This is a genomic window from Vibrio ruber DSM 16370 (assembly GCF_900163965.1).
Lineage (GTDB): Bacteria > Pseudomonadota > Gammaproteobacteria > Enterobacterales > Vibrionaceae > Vibrio > Vibrio ruber.
Genome location: NZ_FULE01000027.1, coordinates 57,069 through 75,450 on the forward strand (window position 1 = coordinate 57,069; position 18,382 = coordinate 75,450).

The window sequence follows — 18,382 nt, forward strand, 5'->3', positions numbered from 1 at the left end:
TCACCACAACTGGAATCAATAATGCTGACGATGATTGTTACTTTTACCGGCCGAACTGTTCGACAATCGGTGCATGTCTGGACTGATATAAAGCTTGTTTGAGTTTACCTTGTTGTTGATATTGCAGTAATAACTGTTGAAGCAAGGGCTGAAGCACTGAAGGGCTCATGCCGGAAGTAAGCGTCGGTTCATAGAGGAGTTTCAGTAATATGATATCCAAAGGAGACAGGAAATCATCGGGGGTTTTGTCATTGAATATCGAAGGGTAAGCCTGCTCCGAATCATTGAATAGCCCAAGTGCCTGAGTCGATTCTTCAATAATACATCCGAGTAATTTACCGTGAGAGCGAGCCTGATCGACAGGAATAATCACGGTTGCCCGACGGATTTCATGGCTGTCGGGGTCGAGCTTGACACCAAACATACAGACCGAGCCATAGATATTGTTTAGGGCTTTTTCCCCCAGCTCCGTCCGAATAATTTTTTGCCACTCAGACTGGCGTGTAAAATACCAAATAAAATTGGCATCGGCACGCCGGGCAACAACCGTGATCGGGAGATGTGTCAGTTGGGCGAGGTGAGCCAGATGAAGGCGGGCCATTTCTTCGTGTAATGCCTGATGACCGACATCATGCCGGAACCACACGCGAATCGGGTGAGACCATTTAGCCAGACGCGGTGCTGTGGTCGATGTAAATTCGTATTCGAGTGCGACATGGAAGAAAGCATTCTCAATAAATGCCGGGCGTTCCCATGTCGGCAAGGCTGCGACCACTGTGTGGCTGAAGAACATTATTGTCATCATCAACCCGTACAGTAATCGCCATCGCATATTACTCTTCCGTCCCAAACTCTGGGATGCGACTGAAATGACTTTCGATCATCCGTTGTGTGACGATATGTTGCGGATTCGAAAGGACATTTTCGGTATAGCCGGATTCAACCACTTTCCCCTCATGCATGACGATGACTTTATCGGTGATATGTTTAATCACACCAAGGTGCTGGGAAACATAGACAAAAGAAACCCCCATTTCGTCCTGCAGTTCCATCAGGAGGTTAATGATCTGCGACCGCATCGCCATATCGAGACCATTTAATGCTTCATCGGCCACAATAATAGATGGCTGCAAAATGAGTGCTCTGGCGAGACACACCCGTTGTTTTTGCCCTGTAGCCAGCATCTGAGGATAGAAATAGGCATGTTCGGGGAGCAAGCCAACCCGTAACAAGGTATCTTTCACCCGCTTCTGGCGAGCGTCGGCTAACATTTCGGTATTCCGCTTCAGTGGCCCTTCCAAAATGCGTCCGATCTGAATTTTAGGATTCAGTGATGTATTCGGATCCTGAAAAATCATGCGGATGAGCTTACATCGGGTCGCGTAATCTTTATGCGCCAGACGTTCGCCATTGACTCTGATTTCTCCCGTTGTCGGTTCGACCATTCCCGATAACATGCGGGCAAGCGTTGACTTGCCCGAACCGTTTTGTCCGATAAATCCAATGGTTTGACCGGCTTCCAGTGTGAAATCAACCGACTCGACAGCATGATGAATCTTTTTCTTAAACAAGCTGGGACGAGTGATAAAAGTCTTGGATAAATCAGAAACTTCTAACAGCGGAATCGTCATTGTGTCTCCTCCATATTCAGCGGGTAGTGGCAGGAGTATTTATGATTCTTAATCCAGCGACTTTTCGGCATCTCAACACACTGGCGTTGCGCATAAGGGCATCTTGGACCCAGTCGGCAACCAATTGGCAGATGTTGCAGTGGTGGAATTGATCCCGGCAGTGAGTTCAATTTCTGCTTATGCGGGATGGATGAACTGAAATCCGGCATGGCCGTCAGTAGGGCGACCGTATATGGGTGTTTCGGCGTTGCCAGAATATTATTCGTCATTGCAGACTCGATTGACTGACCACAGTACATTACGGTAATCCGATGCGCCCATTGTGTAATGGTGGTCAGGTCGTGTCCGATTAACAAAATTGTTGTGTTATTGACCTGATTCATCCGACTTAACAAGCGCAAAATCTGCGACTGTGTGATTGGATCGAGGTCGTTGGTCGGTTCATCTGCTATCAACAATTTGGGTTGGGTCGCAATCGCCATTGCGATCATAACTTTCTGACATTCACCGTCAGTAATTTCATAAGGATAGCTTTTTAAAATACGATGGTGATCTTTAATCCCGACTTTATGCAGTAAAGCAATGGCTTGCTTTTTACGCCATGAAAACCGTTGCCACCATGAGCCTTTAAATGTGTGAGACGGGATGGATTCGATCAACTGTTTGCCGACTTCATCTGAAGGGTCAAGACATGTTGAAGGTTCCTGAAAGATCATGGCAATATCCCGGGCGATCACTCGTCGTCGTTCCCGCGGCGTCAGTTGCAGCAAATCGATATTGCCCAGCCTCATCCGGTCAGCGGTAATTCGCCAGTTTTCTTTACATACACCGACAATAGCTTTGGCTACAAGGCTTTTACCTGAACCTGATTCACCGACCAAACCACGAATTTCACCTTCACTCATGGTCAGACTGATGCGATCAACCGCTTTGACAAGCCCCTGCGGTGTATCGATTTCAATCGTCAGATGACGAATATCCAGTATTGGCATTATTCGACCCCCTCATTGAGTGATTGACGAGCACCTTCACCCACAAGATTGACAATAATCACCGTAAACATGATTGTCAAACCGGGGAGTACCACCGTCCAAGGTGCGAGATAAAGCAGTTCTACGGAGTCCCCGAGAATCGCGCCCCACTCAGAAGTGGACGATTGTGCCCCTAATCCCAGAAAGCCCAGAGAGGTGATATCCAAGATAGCAACCGTCATGGCGAAGTTAATCTCTAACACCAGGGTTGATAAGATATTGGGTAAAATAGAATACCAAAGCAGGTAAATATCTTTTGCCCCATCCAGTCTGGCGGCCATAATGTAATCTTTTCCGACTTCATTATGGACAGCGGTATAAGCTGAACGAATAAACCGGGGAATCAGCGCCAGCCCGATTGCCAGCAGAATATTGGATTCACCTACGCCAAGAATCGCGACAAAAATAATCGCGAGCAGCAGTGATGGAATTGACATGATGGTGTCCATCAGGTGATTCAAAATACTCGAAAGCAATCCGGAGGTCATCCCTGCCGAGATACCGATAATCGAACCGACACAGGTAGCGAACAGAGTCAGCAGTACCGCATTACCAAAAGAGTGCCGGGCTCCTTCAATTAAACGAGACAAAATATCCCGGCCGAGATCATCGGTACCAAAGAAATATTCGACTGAGCCAGCCGGATCCCAAGAAGGAGGAACGAGCAAATGACTGGTATGTGCTTGAGGATCATGTGGGGTAATCCAAGGCGCGAAAACAGTAATAATGATCAAAGCAAGCAGGCACCATAGCCCGAACATTGCCAGATTGTTGTTACGAAAACTTCGCCAGAACCGCTCGAACTGGGTTGGGATATGCTCTTCCTGATAGATATTATTTGTTAGCATACCAAGCTTTCCTTACGAACGGATTAATCAGGGCACCGAGCAAATCAGATAAAATGTTGGCGGTAAGCACAAGGGTTGAAACTGAAATTACACCGGCTTGAATCGAAACTAAGTCTTCATTGGCTAAAGCATCCAGCAGCCATCTGCCAATCCCCGGCCAGTTAAAGATAGATTCGGTGATAATCGCAAATGTCAGCATAGTTGAAAGCTGGACACCAAACTTAGGAATAATCGGCGGAATTGCATTACGTAGTACATGTTCTCTGATTATTTGATATTGCGAGAGGCCGCGGATTCTTGCGACCCGGATATAGTTCTGATTCATGACCTCTGCGACAGATGTCCGCATTAAGCGGATGACCTGAGTCGTCGGTGCCAACGCCAGTACGGTACAGGGGAGTATCAGGTGAGAAATGACACTTTGCAGAATCTGAGGGCGGTAGACACTTTCGGACATAAAAGCATCAATTAATGCAAATCCTGTTACATGCTTAATATTATACAGCAGGTCATAACGGCCGGAGACCGGAAAAATTTCGTAATTCAGCGAGAACACCAGCAGCAACATCAGTGCAATCCAATAGATCGGTGCAGAGTAGCCACACATGGATACAAAAGAAATGACAGTGTCGATCCATTTTCCCTGTTTCATACCGGCAATTGTCCCGATTGGGATGCCGATCATTAATGAAATCATAAAGGCAAACAGACAAAGTTCCAGCGTGGCCGGAAAGACAATAGCTAATTCATCAATGACGGGTATTCCTGAGCGGTTGACGCCAAAGTTGAGTTGGCTGATTTCAGACACATAAGTGAACCAACCTTGCCAGAAACTCTCTAGTGCCCAGTGAGAATAAGGGTCGAATCTAAGAATACTGTATCCGACCAGCGTCAGAATCAACAGCGTAATGACAAAGAGGTTAAATTTACGGATTGAGTAGAGAAGCATTATTTTATCCTCTCAACCATATTAAAAGGCTGTACATTGAATGGACTGAGCTGAAAACCAGTCAATGAGTCATTATATGCCTTAAATTGCATTCCGTGGGCGATCGGAATGACCGGGAACTCTTGGTTAATAATATTTTGGGCCTGTTTGTAAAGGTTGAGGCGGTAACGATGACGGTCAACCTCTAAGGCAAGATTCAGGAGAAAATCAAAGTCTTCATTGCACCATTTAGAGAGATTGATACCTTCTTGTCTCGCATCACAAGAGAGAATTGGACGCAGAAAACTATCCGGATCTCCGGTTCGTCCTGACCAGCCGGTCAGATATAAATCCACATCAGCGTAATCGGAGCGATTTTGTCGGTCAATCCGCTCTTCGGGGACAAGGTGAAGCGTTATGCCAATATCTTTCAGGTTTGCCTGAATGAGCTCCGCCGTTTTACGTGGGCTCGGATTGTAAGCGGTCGGTTCGAGTGGCACCAACATGGAAAGTTCCAATCCGTTACTGAACCCGGCATCACGAAGCAATCCTACAGAATAACTACGATCATAACGCACCTGAACCGCATCTTTTTGATAGGCCCAAGATGTCGGGGGAAGAATGTTATAGGCAATTCTGCCGGTGCCATAATAAACCGAGTCCAAAATGTTCTGTCGGTTAATGGCAAAACTCAGCGCTTTACGAACGCGGGGATCACTGATCGCCGGGTGAGTGGTATTTACCGCAATAAACGAGACATTCATGGCGGGGGTAGAGCTGAGCGAAATATGCTTTTGCTGTTCGATGATCGGAATTTGGCTTGAGATCGGTGTGCTGAGGACATCGCACTCATTACGCAGTAATTTTGCCAGTGTTCCTGTACCACGCTGGGCAATATCAAACACAACCTGTTGCATTTTTGGCAGCCCTTTCCAGTAGAGTGGATGTCTTTTTAGCCTGATGAAGTCGCTTACCTGCATCTCATCAAGATAGAAAGGACCGGTACCGACAGGATGGGTGTCGATCATCGCTTTCTCATCTGCGTAAACCAGTTGATCGGCATACTCTTTCGAGAGAATAACAGCATGAGTCGTGGCGATATTTGCCAGAAAACTATTGTCAGGTCGTCGTAAGGTGAATTGCACGGTATAGGGATCCAGTGCATCAACACTTTTAACCAGATGTTTGAAATTAATACCGGCAAACCACGGATAACTACTGTTTCCGACATTATGAAATGGATTGTATGAACTCAGGATGCGATCAAAGCTAAATACAACATCTTCAGCATTCAGATTACGGGATGGGCTAAACCACTTCGTCTGTTGAAAAGACACATGATGACGGAGGTAGAATGTATACACTGTGCCTTGTTCATTCACCGTCCAACGTTCAGCCAGATTGGGTGAAGGACGTTGCGTTTGGGGATCAAGAACGAGCAGCGTGTCATAAATTTGGGGGCCGAGGGATTCAGCAGTAATGCCACTATCAACCAATTGAGGGTTAAGTGTATCCGGCGTACCTTGCCCACAATAGACGAAGCCTGTCTGTCTGATTTCGCTATGATCGGTATTCTGGTCATTACAGCCTGTTAAGAGTCCCAGACCGCAGAAACTCAAGGTGAGTTTTATCAGTATTTTCATTTTAAAAGCGAATATATAAAGCGGGGCTTATTAAGCCACGGTAATCTGCCTCAAACAAGCGGCTAATTTACCACTTTTATATAGGGGAACCAATGAAAAACACAGTGAATTGATTCATAACTTACTCATTTTTGGTTGTGAGTTGATGTTTTCGGATGAGACCTCTTAGTTGATGATAGCTTAATCCTAGCAGCTGAGCGGCATTTTTTTGATTATATTTAGCTTCTATCAGTGCCTGTGTAATTACGTGACACTCTTGTGTGTCTACCCATGATCTGAAATTAAGGGGAAATACGATATCATTTGTGTGCTGGGTATCTTGACGGGTTGGCGGAGTCTGCACCGTGTGAATATCCGTTTCCTCAGTGGCTCTGACAGCGCTGTTGTTGTCGCAAGATGCCGGCCACTGGTGTTGAAATGGATTCAGTACCAACTCGTCAATAGGATGCTCGACTGAACGATGTTGGTAGACTGCGCGTTCAACCACATTTTTTAACTCCCGGATATTGCCGGGCCAGCGATAGCTGAGTAATTTGTCACAGGCTTGCTGACTAAATCCCGGAAAGTAGGGGAGTTCGATTTCATGACACATCCGTATGGCATAGTGTTCGGCAAGCAGGAGAATATCTTCGGGTCTTTCCCGGAGTGGTGGCAGATGAATAATATCAAAAGCTAACCGATCCAATAAATCGGCGCGGAATTCGTTGCGTTCAGCCATGGAGAGTAAGTCACCATTGGTTGCACAAATCAGGCGCACATCGGTTTTGAGCGTTTTTGAACCGCCGACCCGCTCATACTCCCCGTATTCAATCACCCGCAACAGTTTCTCTTGAACATTCAGGGGGGCGGCTGCGAGTTCGTCAAGAAAGAGGCTACCATGTTCTGCCCGTTCAAAGCGGCCTTGGTGACGTCCTTTTGAGCCGGTAAAAGAGCCTGCTTCATGGCCGAACAGTTCAGAGTCAATGACACCTTCGGCGAGTGCGGCACAGTTGAGCGAAATCATCGGATGTTCCCATCGCCGGGATAAATAATGGATACGCTGAGCAATGAGTTCTTTACCGGTGCCCCGTTCTCCTAAAATCAAAACCGGTCGGTTGATTTGCGCCAGATGAGATGCTTTTTCCAGCACAGCCAGAAAATGAGGGGATTCACCAATCAGATTAATTTCCATGAGTTGTTCCAATATGCAAACAGTGGTCAGATTAACCAAAAAGTGGTCATAAATACAAATATCATTGAAGATGATGACGGGGGTTGTTATCAATTGTTTGATTTTTATGGATTTTTAAATATGGCACAGGTTTTGAATAGTCTGAACAGGTATATCACATAAACCAATTCACATGAACCAATATAGCGTGTAAGCAAAAGGAGCATCATATGGGCATTTTTTCCCGATTCGCAGATATTGTAAATTCGAATATCAGTGCATTACTTGATAAAGCCGAAGACCCTGAAAAAATGATTCGTCTGATTATTCAGGAGATGGAAGACACCTTAGTGGAAGTCCGTAGCCATTCGGCAAAAGTGCTGGCCGACAAAAAAGAGCTGCTGAGAAAAATAGAGTCACTTGAAAGCCAGATTGAAGAGTGGACGCAAAAAGCTTCTCTGGCGTTGACCAAAGAGAGAGAAGATCTCGCTCGCGCTGCATTAATTGAAAAACAGAAGTTGCAGGAGATGGTCAAAGGGTTAAAAACCGAGTTTACATTGGTTGAAGAAACACTTGATAAACTGGCGGATGAGATCACGAAGCTAGAAACTAAAATTACCGAAACCAGAGCCAAGCAGAAGGCGATGATGATTCGTGCGCAAACTGCGGGAAAGCGGCGTGATGTCCAAAAGCATCTGCAACAGAACCGAACCGATGAAACGATGGCAAAGTTTGATCAGTTTTCAAGACGGGTCGATGAACTTGAAGCTGAAGCCGATCTTTACGCGCAAACCGGGCAGGGAAAGAATTTGGATCAAGAGTTTGCCGAACTTCAGGCACAAGATGAAATTGACAGTGAGCTGGCGAAGTTGAAACAGGCGCTGAAAAAAAATGAATCAGAATAATAAGGAATAACCATGTTAGTGATGCTTGTTTCTGTGCCACTGATCGTCTTTATGGTGGTGGTGGCACCTCTGTGGCTTATCCTTCACTATCGGAGTAAAAAACGCTCGGAAGGTGGTTTGAGTCAGGAAGACTACGAACAGTTGGCGGCTTTGTCGGCAAAAGCTGACTCGCTGCAACAGCGTGTTCATACGTTAGAAAAAATTCTCGATGATGAGACGCCAAACTGGAGGTCACATTATGAAGAAACATAAATCTCTGTACCGGGATCCACGCCATGGCAAAATTTCAGGGGTTTGTGCCGGTCTCGCCAATTACTTTGAGCTGGAAGCATGGCTAGTCAGAATCATCGTATTGTCAGCCACGTTATTGGGCGGTGGATTCTTGGTGATTCTGGCTTATATTGCGCTCAGCTTAATGTTAGAAAAACAGCCGGAAGATTATGAGCAGACGGTTCAGATGCAACGTGATCACAAGCTGAAAAGTCGGCCATGGAAGCAGGGGGCTTCCGCACATCAGCTGATCAATAATTTAACGCAGGAACTTGATAAAGTTGAAATGAAAGTCTGTCGGATTGAGGCTTACGTAACATCAGATGCGTTCAAAGTTAATAAGGCATTTCGGGATTTATAAGCTATCGTCAGGGGCGGGTTACCAACCGGTTTCAGAGCCTCCGGTGTTGTATTCAACACCGGAGAACGCCTGGTCAAAAAATCGTTTTACTCATCAGAAAGCGAGTCGAGCACGGCTTGATAGCGCTGGAAACCTGCTTCCAGATCGGCAATTAAATCATCAGTATCTTCGAGGCCGATGTGAATCCGAATCAGTGTTCCGGTGAAATGCGGGTGAGCGACCGTCCGTAATGCATCAAAACTTTTCGGTTCATTGGCAAGGATGAGACTTTCAAACCCACCCCATGAATACCCCATGCTAAAATGTTGCATATGATCGAGCAAAGCGGTTGTTGCCCGGGGATGACTGGTTTTCAATACAAATGAGAATAAGCCGTTTCCGCCGGTAAAATCCCGTTGAAAATAGGTATGTCCCGGGCAGGTTTCCAGTGCCGGGTGGCGCACGTGATCAACTTCCGGACGTTCAGCCAGCCAGCGGGCAATTTTTAAACTGCTCTGTGCATGTTGTCTGAGCCGCACATCGAGGGTACGGATACCGCGCAAACCTAAATAGGCGTCGTCAGGTGAGACACACTGTCCCATCAGATAACTTTGTTCACGCAGTTGATCCCAGCATTTTTCATTGGCGACGGCAGTACCCAGCATCACATCGGAATGACCGACAATATATTTCGTTGCAGCCTGCACAGAGATATCCACCCCATGCTCGAAGGGGGAGAAATTTACGCCAGCGGCCCAAGTATTATCGAGAATTACGATGATATCATGTGCGTGAGCAATCCGTGACAGCGTCGGAATGTCCTGAACTTCCATGGTGATCGAGCCCGGTGATTCAGTAAATAAAATCTTCGTATTAGGCTGAATCAGGGATTCAATCTCTTTACCGATCATTGGATCGTAATAGGTTGTTTCAACCCCCATTTTTTTCATGATTTTTTCGCAAAAATCCCGGGTCGGCTCATAACAAGTGTCTACCATCAGGATGTGATCACCGCTTGATACAAATGAGAGAATCGCATTGGTAATCGCGGCTGTACCACAAGGGTACAGTGCACATCCGGCTCCGCCTTCAATATCAGTCATGGCCTCTTGGAATGCAAAATGCGTATTGGTGCCGCGGCGACCATAGAACAGCGTTTTCCCGGCTCGGTTGATCGTCGCGTGATTTTTGGCTGAGACGGAATCGAAAATAATTGAGGAGGCACGTTGAACCGGTGGATTCACCGCACCTTGTGTCCATTCTTTATTGCGTCCAGTGGTCACAAATTTGGTTTTTTTTCCTTCTGACATGCAAAGTCCTTTGAGGCAGAATCAGTGATTGTTTATTTAAAACATGGGAGAGATGTGTATTTCAACCCCGAGACGAAAAAAATCATCATAATAATGGGTTGAAAAGGTAGTAAATCCGCTCCAAAAGTCGGTTGTAATGGGGGCGTTTTTGCCATTCCTCATCGGTGACGGGGTAGGATTGCTCAATATATTCATCCTGTAACCGGGATAGTTTTTGGGTAAATTCAATATCATCAACAGCCAGTGTGACTTCAAAATTTAACCAGAGGCTACGCATATCCATATTCACGGTGCCGACCAGACAAAATTGTTGGTCGATAACAACGGATTTAGTGTGGAGCAGGCCGCCATAAAACTCATAGATGGCGATCCCGATATCGAGTAATTCCCCGTAATAAGAGCGAGAAGCCCATTTGACCATCGTTGAATCATTCTTATGAGGAATAATCAGTTCAATGCGGATACCGCGCTGGGCTGCGGTTTTCAGTGCCGAAAGCAGTTCAGAACTGGGCACAAAATAAGGGGTGGTGATTCTGATGGATTGATTGGATTGGTGAATCGCGAGTATCAGTGCCTGAGAAATCAAGTATTCGGGCATTCCCGGCCCGGAGGGTACCACCTGAATCGGATGGCGTGGTAAACCGTCATCGATGCGGCACTGTGGAATTTGCGGAAATTCTCTGACACCGGTTTCAAACTCCCAGTCCCAGCAATGAATCGCTGCCAGCACATTCACGGTCGGCCCGGTGAGGCGTACCATAATATCAACCCACTGCCCGACACCGGAATCCTGTTTGAAAAATGCCGGATCAACCAGATTCATTGAACCTGTATAAGCCACCGTATCATCGATAACAATAATTTTTCGGTGCTGGCGGAGATCAAGGCGATGGAGAAAAATCCGCCACGGACGCACTTCCAGTGCCTGAACAATCTGGATGCCGGCATCTTTCATCATCTGATACCAGTGGCTTTTGATAAAGCGGTGACTCCCGGCTGAATCCAGCAGGACTTTGACATTGACCCCTCGTTTCACCGCCTGAATGAGACTTGAGGCGACGGCATCTGCTAATCCGCCGACATGCCAGATATAAAAGACCATCCGGATAGAACGCTGCGCCTGCTCAATATCAGTAATAATTGAATTCAGTATCACTTTTGGATCGCGCTGGAGGGCAAGGGTGTTTCCGCTCAGTGCCGGAATCCCCATCCGGTGATTACAGAGTTCATCGATTTTATAGATGTGCGCCCCCATATTCTCTGTAATATGAGCCTGACAGTGATTCAGTTGCGTAAACCACTCTCCGAAAGAAGGCGACATTGCTTTGGCGCGCTCAGCCCTTTTTCTGCCCAGATTCAGTTCCCCGAACAGGAAATAGCAGAATACGCCGAGAATCGGCAGAATATAGATCACCATCAGCCAAGCCAAAGAGACACTGACCGCTCTCTTTTTAAACACGATTCGAAATGTTACAAGTGCGACAAGTAACCAATAGATACCAATACTGACTAAAGTGAGGATGTGATAAATTTTATCCATATACCGTTGTATATCTGTCTTATTTCTTCAGGGATATTAAAGTGAAAGTCCCGTTTAGGGAAGCAAGATTCACAGGCTACCATCAATTGTTACAATTGATGGTAGCACTCTGTGTCGTATGAGGATTTTTATTTTCCCATTATGGGATTAGTTTCTGAGTTTAAACTGTTGAATTAAAGCATTGAGCTGTTCTGATTGCTCGGTGAGTTCTTGAGCGGAATGAGCACACTGTTCTGAATTGGTGGTGTTTTGGTGTGTCACTTCATCAATTTGGTGGATGCCTAAATTGATCTGTTCTGCTCCGGTTGCCTGTTCCGTTGCTGCCTGAGCTATCTCATTCACTAACATTGAGGCTTCACTGATACTCTGGACGATCTGATCTAAAGCAGTTGCGGTTTGTTCAGAGAGCTGAATTCCTCGTTTTGTTCTTTGCGCTGAGGTTTCAATAAGCGATGCCGTTTGTTGTACGGCTTTCGCACTGCGGGCTGCCAGTTGGCGCACTTCATCAGCGACCACAGCAAAACCACGTCCTTGCTCTCCGGCCCGGGCGGCTTCGATAGCTGCATTCAGTGCCAGTAAATTGGTCTGTTCTGCGATTTCCTCGATCGATTGAATGATATGGTTGATATCGTTGCCTGATGACTCGATTTCTTGCATTGCACTTCTGAGTTCACTCATCAGTTCATTGCCATTCTCTGCTGATTGCAGGGATTGCTGTGAAAGGTTGCTGGCTTGCTCGGCACGAGCTGAGCTGTCTTTGATTTGTGCGGCAATCTGGGCGATCGTGGCACTGATTTCTGTGATTGACGAGGATGAATTGGTGGCACCGTTGGCTAAATCCTGGCTCAGTCCGGCAATGGTATCGGCATTTTCCGTGATCACACCTGAACGGTGACTGATTTGACTGACTAATGTATTCAGATCATTGACCATCTGTGCCAGAGCATGGCCAAGTTGATCCTGTTCGGATGCAAGTTCAACGGTGAGGTTGAGATCTCCGCGGGAAATCTGCTCAGCGACTGAAACTTGTTTTTGTAAGCTATCCGCCATATTGTCCAGTGCATTGGATAACTGACCGACTTCATCAGCAGCGTGATAATTGAGGCGGCTGTGGAACTGTCCGCTGGAGATCGACTGCGCCATATTGACTGCGGCCAAAATCGGGCGTGCTAAAGATCTGGCCATCAGGAACAAGGCACCAATTGCAAGCACTGTAATTCCCAGACCGATGATAATTTGCCAGGTCATATCTTTTTGATTGTTTTCGGCAAGTTCTTGGGACAATTGATTCACATTTTCCAGCACCAGATCTTGATCGACACGAATCAGAATAAACCAGGTCACTTCGCTATTGCCCAATGAAATGGGCACATATATTTCGATGAGATTATCTTGATTATCGATATTGGTTAACGGCTGTTTTTTCTGGATCACGGACATAACGTTATCACTTTTATCTCCGAACAAGCCGTCGATTGATTTGCCAATGAACTCTGGTTTTTTACTGTCCGCGATGACCAATCCTGAACCTGTCAGAATCGAGATTTGAGAATGACCATCATAAAGTTTAGAAGAAATTTGCTTGCTGAGTTGTTGGACAAAATCAAGATTGTAGTCAGTACCGACAACACCTTTGAACTCTCCGTTGACAATCACAGGAGCCGATAATGTTGCCAGCCAGACATTCTTGCCTTGGACGATATAAGGCAGTGGTGCGGTGACGGCTTCACGCAATGTTTTTTCAGGAACCTGATACCAGGCGCCTTTAATGACGCCATTCGGATGAGCTTCAGTTGAGTCATATTCAACTAATGGCTGAACATCAATTTTACCGGACTGATCGCGCGTCCAGTATGGGGTATAACGTCCGGTTTCTCCATTATTACCGTTCAGGCCGTTTGCATTGAGATAGTCTTGATTGTCAAAAGCATTGGGAGCCCAGCAACTATATGAGCCATTAAGATCCGGGTTATTTTTCAGAATCCCCAACAACATATCATTGAATGATTGTCGATTGAGTAATGTGGTTCGGTGAGATTCTTCATAGCCTTTTGAAGCTGAAGCGGCCTCTGCTAATGTCCGAGCTGCGTTGAGACCTTTTTCAAGGCGGCGGCTAATCGATTGAGCATAGTCAGAAGCTGTGGCTTCGAGTTTATTAATGGTGATGGTTTTGACAATAGTCGATACTTGTTTAGAAACCAGTTGTTGTGTGGCTGAAGTTGAATAAATCCCATATCCGACAAGGATACCGGAAGTAATAAATAAACAGATCCCGGCAGCGAGCGCTATCTTGGTTTGAATCGATTTTAATGTCATAAACGGCTTCCCTGAATTATTATCCCAATTCTATTCGTGGCGCATCTACACTCCGTGTGAACTGGTAAATCAGGCTTTTACAGAACGAAATCTGCGATGAAAACTCATACTTATAGCCACAGTTCACTCAAATGGAGGCGAACCTTTCAAATTGAGTAAATATAGATAATTAAATATAGCCTGATGGATACTAAACTGATTGCATTTTTGTATGAATTGTAAATCGATCCGTGGCCTAGCCAGCAGCCTTGTTGGTTTAAGCATAGGTGAATGTCTTCATGATTCATAATATTTTGTTAGTTATTAAGTGTGAGTGATATCTATTTTTTATAATATTAAATTATAAGAGAGGGAGATGTTTCAGCTCGTTACCCTGTCACTGAAGACATATTCATACGGAAGAGGGCGTATTGTAGGTTGGCTATTTTGGGGTTCTACCAAGATAGATAGTCAGTAATTTGGTTAAAAAAACGGCATATAACTCGATAAAATAGGACACTATCAATAAATAAAACCGCTCAGCCTTCCAATTTTAAGGACAAACTGTTTTACTTGCCACGCTTTGTGAATCTGTAGAATTTTTACTGAGTGTACATTTTTTTTTACACTCGCCAGATTCCATTCAGTGTAAACACAACATTGGTATAAAAAAACATTGGTATAAAAATATGGCAAGTAATGCAAGAGGTCATTTTTCTTCGAAAATTGGCTTTATTATGGCCGCCGCGGGCTCTGCGGTCGGTCTGGGTAATGTCTGGGGATTCCCCACCAAAGCAGCAAGTAACGGGGGCGCTGCTTTTTTAGTGATCTATCTTGTGATGGTCTTTTTGCTGGCATTCCCCATGCTTGTGGCTGAATTGACTATCGGGCGGCATGGGCAGGCAAATCCGATTTCATCGTTAAAATCGATCTGGACCAAAAATCGTACGCTGGCCGGTGGATTCGGCCTGATTGCGATCGTAACTGCATCATTTATCCTGAGCTTCTATTCAATTCTGGCGGGTTGGCTGGTCAGCTATGCGATTGCTCCGACAATTGATTTGGCTGGTTTTCATCAAGCCTCAAACTGGTTAGTCGATTTCGGGGTTTCACGTAATCTAATCTTTACAGTTATTTTCTCTCTATTAACGATTTTGGTGGTGCTGAGAGGCGTTGCTGATGGGATAGAGCGCTGGTCGACGCGATTGATGCCGCTATTATTCGTCTTGTTTGTGGTGATGATTCTGTATATTTGCACTCAAGATGGTGCGATGGAAGGACTGAAAATGTATTTAGTTCCCGACCTGTCGCAACTCCATGGTGGATTATTTGTTGACGCGATGGGACAGGCATTTTTCTCCTTGTCACTGGGATGCGGCTCAATGATGGTTTACGGTTCATATCTGAAAAAAGATGTCAATCTTCCCAAGATTGCAGCGCAAGTTGCCTCGATTGATACCGGTGTTGCTTTTTCTGCCGGGCTGTTGATTCTGCCTGCCATGTATGTCGCGAAAAACAACGGTGTTGATATTTTCACTGAAAGTGGTGCGCTGAAAAGCTCCGGGGATTTAGTCTTTAAAGTGTTGCCCGCGATGTTTGAAACCATGGGGAATATCGGGGTGTTACTCGGGTTCGGTTTTTTTGTGTTAATGGTTATTGCGGCACTGACATCTTCAATTTCTATGCTTGAAGTGCCGGTATCTTGTGCTCAGGATGAGCTTGGATGGAACCGCGCGAAAGCAACTTGGCTGATTGGTGGTTTGATTCTGTTGATTAGTATCGTGATTTGCCTCAATTTTGGCCGGCTTTTTGGTCTGGTTGCTGATGTGACGACCGTTTATATGCAGCCATTGCTCGGTGTGGCCTGGGCGATTCTGGTCGGATGGATTTGGAACCGTAATAAACTGCTCAATGAAATTAAGCAAGGCTATCCGGAGATTGAACAAGGATTTTTCTGGAAGATCTGGCCGTGGTATGTCCGCTTTATTTGTCCGGTTGCGATCATTATGGTGTTTGCTTATCCGTTAATCTGATTTGAACGGTTGAGATTTTGCGCTAAAACACCTTCCTTCGGGAAGGTGTTTTTATGAGTGGCGGTTTTGTTTTTCGGGCTTTCCCTCTATACTCCACCGCCTGATGTGGAGGATACCGTGTTTCGTATATTATTTGTGCATTCAGACTTTGTGTTAATCGACAAGTATCCCGGTGTTTCGGTGCATAAAGATGATGGCGACACCATGCTGGTACATGAGGTAAGCCGTCAATTGGGAGGCGAGCCGCTTTATCTGGTACACCGACTGGACAAGATGACATCAGGGCTGCTGCTGTTGGCTCGTTCTGCTGATGCTGCCCGGGCATTATCGGCCTGCTTTGCCGAGCGGATGGTTGAGAAATACTATCTGGCGATTGGAAGTAAAAAGCCGAAAAAGAAGCAGGGGATGATTTGTGGTGATATGGTTCGTTCTCGCCGTTCCGGATGGATGCTGACGACTACGCAGACTAATCCGGCAATAACGCAGTTTTTTTCAACGGCTGCAGAGCAAGGGGAGCGCTTGTTTATTTGTCGCCCCTTGACAGGGAAAACCCACCAAATCCGAGTTGCATTGAAATCAATTGGTTCTGCGATTGTTGGTGATCCCATTTATCACAATAGCCATGATGCTGATCGGGGTTATTTACATGCTTATGCTTTAGCATTTCCGTATGCCGGTGAGTGGCATCGGTTTATCTGTGATCCGAGACATGATGTCATCGGTGAGAAATGGCATGAGTCTGCCATTGTCCACGGTATCGAAATGTGGTCTGAACCGTGGTCACTCGACTGGCCTAACATTAAAAGAAAGCCTTGAATTTATGATGGATAGCAATCAATTAACGGTCTTTTTTCAACACCTTGAGCAACAGCTTCAGCCTGGCTACTCTGAAATCAGACGGTTATTTCATGGCCGGGGGCGATGCTGGCCGGGGCTGGAGCAACTTACGGCAGACTGGCTGGCGCAGCAACTGGTAATCAGCCTTTTTAAAGCCCCGGATGAACATTTTATGCATCAGTTACGCCAAGGGCTACAGGATCTGACCCAACATCATTGTTGGCAACAGTGTGGCGGAAAAAGTATTGTGCTCCAGCATCGTTATGCGCAAGGTGCACCCGCTGAAGTGCTGTGGGGAACGCTGATATCGCATCCGGTTGCGAGCGAGGATGGCTTGAAATATCAACTGGACATCGGCCGCAATCAGAATTGTGGTCTGTTCCTCGATATGCGCTACGGGCGACGTTGGGTGAGAGAGCAGGCAGCCGGTAAGAAAGTTTTGAACCTGTTTGCTTATACTTGTGGGTTTTCTGTCGCTGCCGTTGCCGGTGGTGCCACTCAGGTTGTGAATCTTGATATGGCAAAATCTTCACTGGCAAAAGGACGGGATAATCATCTGCTCAATCAACATGATGTCAGTTCTGTCTATTTTCTGGCTCATGATTTATTGAAGTCATGGGGGAAAATTAAAAAGTATGGCCCGTATGATTTGATTGTGATTGATCCGCCGACTTTTCAGAAAGGCAGTTTCGCGCTAACCAAAGACTACCGCAAAATTTTAAGGCGTTTGAATGATTGGTTAGCAGAAGGGGGACAGGTACTCGCTTGCGTCAATGCACCGATGGTTCCCAGTGATTTTCTGATTCAGAGTATGCGAGAGGAAGCGCCGGCACTGACCTTAAGCCATCGTTTAGAGAATCCGCCTGAATTTGCTGATGTTGATCCCGAGTCAGGCTTGAAGGCTCTGGTATTCCATTAAGCAGAATATGCCCGGTGGACGGCCACCGGGCATGTGCTGTTATTGATTCTGAGCCTGAAAAACCAGAGTATGTTTTTCACCTTTTAAGGTCAGTTTGTTCTTGTCAATGTCAATGCGATTCCATTCGGAGAGCGCAGATATAATGGTGTTATTGAGAGCCATTTCATTTTTCAGACATAACTTCATGGTTGAGTTCACATGAGTGAGCCTGAATTCATGGTCATCCACATCGATTTCGACTTCACCCACATAATCATTACAACCAGCCAGACCGGTTGCTGTCAGTTTTTCATCTACATTTAGAGATGGCGTTTTTTTCCCTTTCTGTTCCAAAGCTTTGCCATCCAGTTCAATCAGGTGCCACTGAGGCGTTTGCAGTTCAGACAACTGAATTGGCTTATCTTTACTCGCGCATCCTGCCAAACCAGCCAAGAAAGCTGCGAATGTTACTGTTGTGGCAATAGCCTTTGAACTAAGCTTCATATAACCAACCTTTGATTGTTAAAATTGTGACGTTGTTATGCTTTTTGCATATCGATCTACACCCAATCTGGATACACAGAGAATATATCCGTTAACCTTTGTCTGAGTCGATGTGACTGATTGTGATGCAAATAGAGTGTGGCGAAGTAAACCAACTCCCAACAGGATTGTAAAGAAGGATTTTGATATTTCAATCATCGCAGAGCAATAACGGAACGA

General features: G+C 45.8%; 17 protein-coding genes. 6 read left to right on the forward strand and 11 right to left on the reverse strand.

Features of this window, described 5'->3' with window-relative positions:
* Nucleotides 1-43: 43 nt before the first annotated feature.
* The 7 genes from VR7878_RS09775 to pspF all read right to left on the reverse strand — a co-directional run bounded on the left by VR7878_RS09775 (nucleotide 44) and on the right by pspF (nucleotide 7,252).
* Nucleotides 44-832, reverse strand: coding sequence for a DUF2927 domain-containing protein (locus VR7878_RS09775; RefSeq protein WP_077335696.1), 789 nt, complete (start codon nucleotides 830-832; stop codon nucleotides 44-46).
* Between the two features lies 1 nt (nucleotide 833).
* Nucleotides 834-1,631 carry a peptide ABC transporter ATP-binding protein gene (locus VR7878_RS09780; protein ID WP_077335699.1) on the reverse strand — a complete coding sequence of 266 codons (798 nt, stop codon included), beginning with the start codon at nucleotides 1,629-1,631 and terminating at the stop codon, nucleotides 834-836.
* Nucleotides 1,628-2,623 (reverse strand): peptide ABC transporter ATP-binding protein, encoded by a 996-nt coding sequence (locus VR7878_RS09785; RefSeq protein ID WP_077335701.1) that lies wholly within the window; start codon nucleotides 2,621-2,623, stop codon nucleotides 1,628-1,630. The genes VR7878_RS09780 and VR7878_RS09785 overlap by 4 nt, the downstream gene beginning before the upstream one ends.
* Nucleotides 2,623-3,510, reverse strand: a complete 888-nt coding sequence (locus tag VR7878_RS09790; RefSeq protein ID WP_077335703.1) for an ABC transporter permease subunit — start codon at nucleotides 3,508-3,510, stop codon at nucleotides 2,623-2,625. The genes VR7878_RS09785 and VR7878_RS09790 overlap by 1 nt, the downstream gene beginning before the upstream one ends.
* Nucleotides 3,497-4,459, reverse strand: coding sequence for an ABC transporter permease (locus tag VR7878_RS09795; protein WP_077335705.1), 963 nt, complete (start codon nucleotides 4,457-4,459; stop codon nucleotides 3,497-3,499). Before VR7878_RS09795 ends, VR7878_RS09790 begins: the two co-directional genes overlap by 14 nt.
* Entirely contained in the window at nucleotides 4,459-6,081 is a 1,623-nt protein-coding gene (gene sapA, locus VR7878_RS09800) for an ABC transporter substrate-binding protein SapA (RefSeq protein ID WP_077335707.1), read from the reverse strand. The genes VR7878_RS09795 and sapA overlap by 1 nt, the downstream gene beginning before the upstream one ends.
* A 121-nt stretch (nucleotides 6,082-6,202) precedes the next feature.
* Entirely contained in the window at nucleotides 6,203-7,252 is a 1,050-nt protein-coding gene (pspF, locus tag VR7878_RS09805; RefSeq protein ID WP_077335709.1) for a phage shock protein operon transcriptional activator, read from the reverse strand.
* Between the two features lie 209 nt (nucleotides 7,253-7,461).
* On the opposite strand from pspF, the gene pspA reads away from it, so the two are divergent.
* Genes pspA through pspC form a run of 3 tightly spaced genes read left to right on the forward strand, consistent with a single transcriptional unit; the run spans nucleotide 7,462 to nucleotide 8,767 of the window.
* Nucleotides 7,462-8,136 (forward strand): phage shock protein PspA, encoded by a 675-nt coding sequence (gene pspA, locus VR7878_RS09810; RefSeq protein WP_077335711.1) that lies wholly within the window; start codon nucleotides 7,462-7,464, stop codon nucleotides 8,134-8,136.
* 12 nt (nucleotides 8,137-8,148) lie between these two features.
* A complete protein-coding gene (gene pspB, locus VR7878_RS09815) occupies nucleotides 8,149-8,388 on the forward strand; it encodes an envelope stress response membrane protein PspB (RefSeq protein ID WP_077335713.1) in 240 nt (79 codons plus the stop codon).
* Nucleotides 8,348-8,767: an envelope stress response membrane protein PspC gene (gene pspC, locus VR7878_RS09820; RefSeq protein WP_370737079.1), complete on the forward strand. Its 420-nt coding sequence runs from the start codon at nucleotides 8,348-8,350 to the stop codon at nucleotides 8,765-8,767. Before pspB ends, pspC begins: the two co-directional genes overlap by 41 nt.
* Before the next feature lie 86 nt (nucleotides 8,768-8,853).
* Here the strand turns inward: pspC and VR7878_RS09825 are convergent, their stop codons facing one another.
* From VR7878_RS09825 to VR7878_RS09835, 3 genes are all read right to left on the reverse strand, one after another.
* A complete protein-coding gene (locus VR7878_RS09825) occupies nucleotides 8,854-10,056 on the reverse strand; it encodes a cystathionine beta-lyase (protein ID WP_077335717.1) in 1,203 nt (400 codons plus the stop codon).
* A gap of 85 nt (nucleotides 10,057-10,141) precedes the next feature.
* Nucleotides 10,142-11,596: a cardiolipin synthase gene (gene cls / locus VR7878_RS09830; RefSeq protein ID WP_077335719.1), complete on the reverse strand. Its 1,455-nt coding sequence runs from the start codon at nucleotides 11,594-11,596 to the stop codon at nucleotides 10,142-10,144.
* 147 nt (nucleotides 11,597-11,743) lie between these two features.
* Entirely contained in the window at nucleotides 11,744-13,912 is a 2,169-nt protein-coding gene (locus VR7878_RS09835; protein ID WP_077335721.1) for a methyl-accepting chemotaxis protein, read from the reverse strand.
* A 668-nt stretch (nucleotides 13,913-14,580) separates the two neighbouring features.
* Between VR7878_RS09835 and VR7878_RS09840 the strand changes: the two genes are divergently transcribed.
* The 3 genes from VR7878_RS09840 to VR7878_RS09850 all read left to right on the forward strand — a co-directional run bounded on the left by VR7878_RS09840 (nucleotide 14,581) and on the right by VR7878_RS09850 (nucleotide 17,680).
* Nucleotides 14,581-15,924, forward strand: coding sequence for a sodium-dependent transporter (locus VR7878_RS09840; protein WP_077335723.1), 1,344 nt, complete (start codon nucleotides 14,581-14,583; stop codon nucleotides 15,922-15,924).
* A 117-nt stretch (nucleotides 15,925-16,041) separates the two neighbouring features.
* Entirely contained in the window at nucleotides 16,042-16,740 is a 699-nt protein-coding gene (locus tag VR7878_RS09845; RefSeq protein ID WP_077335794.1) for a TIGR01621 family pseudouridine synthase, read from the forward strand.
* 7 nt (nucleotides 16,741-16,747) lie between these two features.
* On the forward strand, nucleotides 16,748-17,680 hold the full coding sequence (locus VR7878_RS09850; protein WP_077335725.1) for a class I SAM-dependent methyltransferase: 933 nt from the start codon (nucleotides 16,748-16,750) through the stop codon (nucleotides 17,678-17,680).
* 39 nt (nucleotides 17,681-17,719) lie between these two features.
* Here VR7878_RS09850 and VR7878_RS09855 read toward each other — a convergent pair whose 3' ends face one another.
* Nucleotides 17,720-18,163, reverse strand: a complete 444-nt coding sequence (locus VR7878_RS09855) for an META domain-containing protein (protein ID WP_077335727.1) — start codon at nucleotides 18,161-18,163, stop codon at nucleotides 17,720-17,722.
* Nucleotides 18,164-18,382 lie beyond the last annotated feature (219 nt).

What these genes read in the sequence shown, in the direction of transcription:
- VR7878_RS09775 (WP_077335696.1), bottom strand. Translation starts at nt 832, where the DNA reads ATGCGATGGCGATTACTGTACGGGTTGATGATGACAATAATGTTCTTC.
- VR7878_RS09780 (WP_077335699.1), bottom strand. Translation starts at nt 1,631, where the DNA reads ATGACGATTCCGCTGTTAGAAGTTTCTGATTTATCCAAGACTTTTATC.
- VR7878_RS09785 (WP_077335701.1), bottom strand. Translation starts at nt 2,623, where the DNA reads ATGCCAATACTGGATATTCGTCATCTGACGATTGAAATCGATACACCG.
- VR7878_RS09790 (WP_077335703.1), bottom strand. Translation starts at nt 3,510, where the DNA reads ATGCTAACAAATAATATCTATCAGGAAGAGCATATCCCAACCCAGTTC.
- VR7878_RS09795 (WP_077335705.1), bottom strand. Translation starts at nt 4,459, where the DNA reads ATGCTTCTCTACTCAATCCGTAAATTTAACCTCTTTGTCATTACGCTG.
- sapA (WP_077335707.1), bottom strand. Translation starts at nt 6,081, where the DNA reads ATGAAAATACTGATAAAACTCACCTTGAGTTTCTGCGGTCTGGGACTC.
- pspF (WP_077335709.1), bottom strand. Translation starts at nt 7,252, where the DNA reads ATGGAAATTAATCTGATTGGTGAATCCCCTCATTTTCTGGCTGTGCTG.
- pspA (WP_077335711.1), top strand. Translation starts at nt 7,462, where the DNA reads ATGGGCATTTTTTCCCGATTCGCAGATATTGTAAATTCGAATATCAGT.
- pspB (WP_077335713.1), top strand. Translation starts at nt 8,149, where the DNA reads ATGTTAGTGATGCTTGTTTCTGTGCCACTGATCGTCTTTATGGTGGTG.
- pspC (WP_370737079.1), top strand. Translation starts at nt 8,348, where the DNA reads ATGAGACGCCAAACTGGAGGTCACATTATGAAGAAACATAAATCTCTG.
- VR7878_RS09825 (WP_077335717.1), bottom strand. Translation starts at nt 10,056, where the DNA reads ATGTCAGAAGGAAAAAAAACCAAATTTGTGACCACTGGACGCAATAAA.
- cls (WP_077335719.1), bottom strand. Translation starts at nt 11,596, where the DNA reads ATGGATAAAATTTATCACATCCTCACTTTAGTCAGTATTGGTATCTAT.
- VR7878_RS09835 (WP_077335721.1), bottom strand. Translation starts at nt 13,912, where the DNA reads ATGACATTAAAATCGATTCAAACCAAGATAGCGCTCGCTGCCGGGATC.
- VR7878_RS09840 (WP_077335723.1), top strand. Translation starts at nt 14,581, where the DNA reads ATGGCAAGTAATGCAAGAGGTCATTTTTCTTCGAAAATTGGCTTTATT.
- VR7878_RS09850 (WP_077335725.1), top strand. Translation starts at nt 16,748, where the DNA reads ATGGATAGCAATCAATTAACGGTCTTTTTTCAACACCTTGAGCAACAG.
- VR7878_RS09855 (WP_077335727.1), bottom strand. Translation starts at nt 18,163, where the DNA reads ATGAAGCTTAGTTCAAAGGCTATTGCCACAACAGTAACATTCGCAGCT.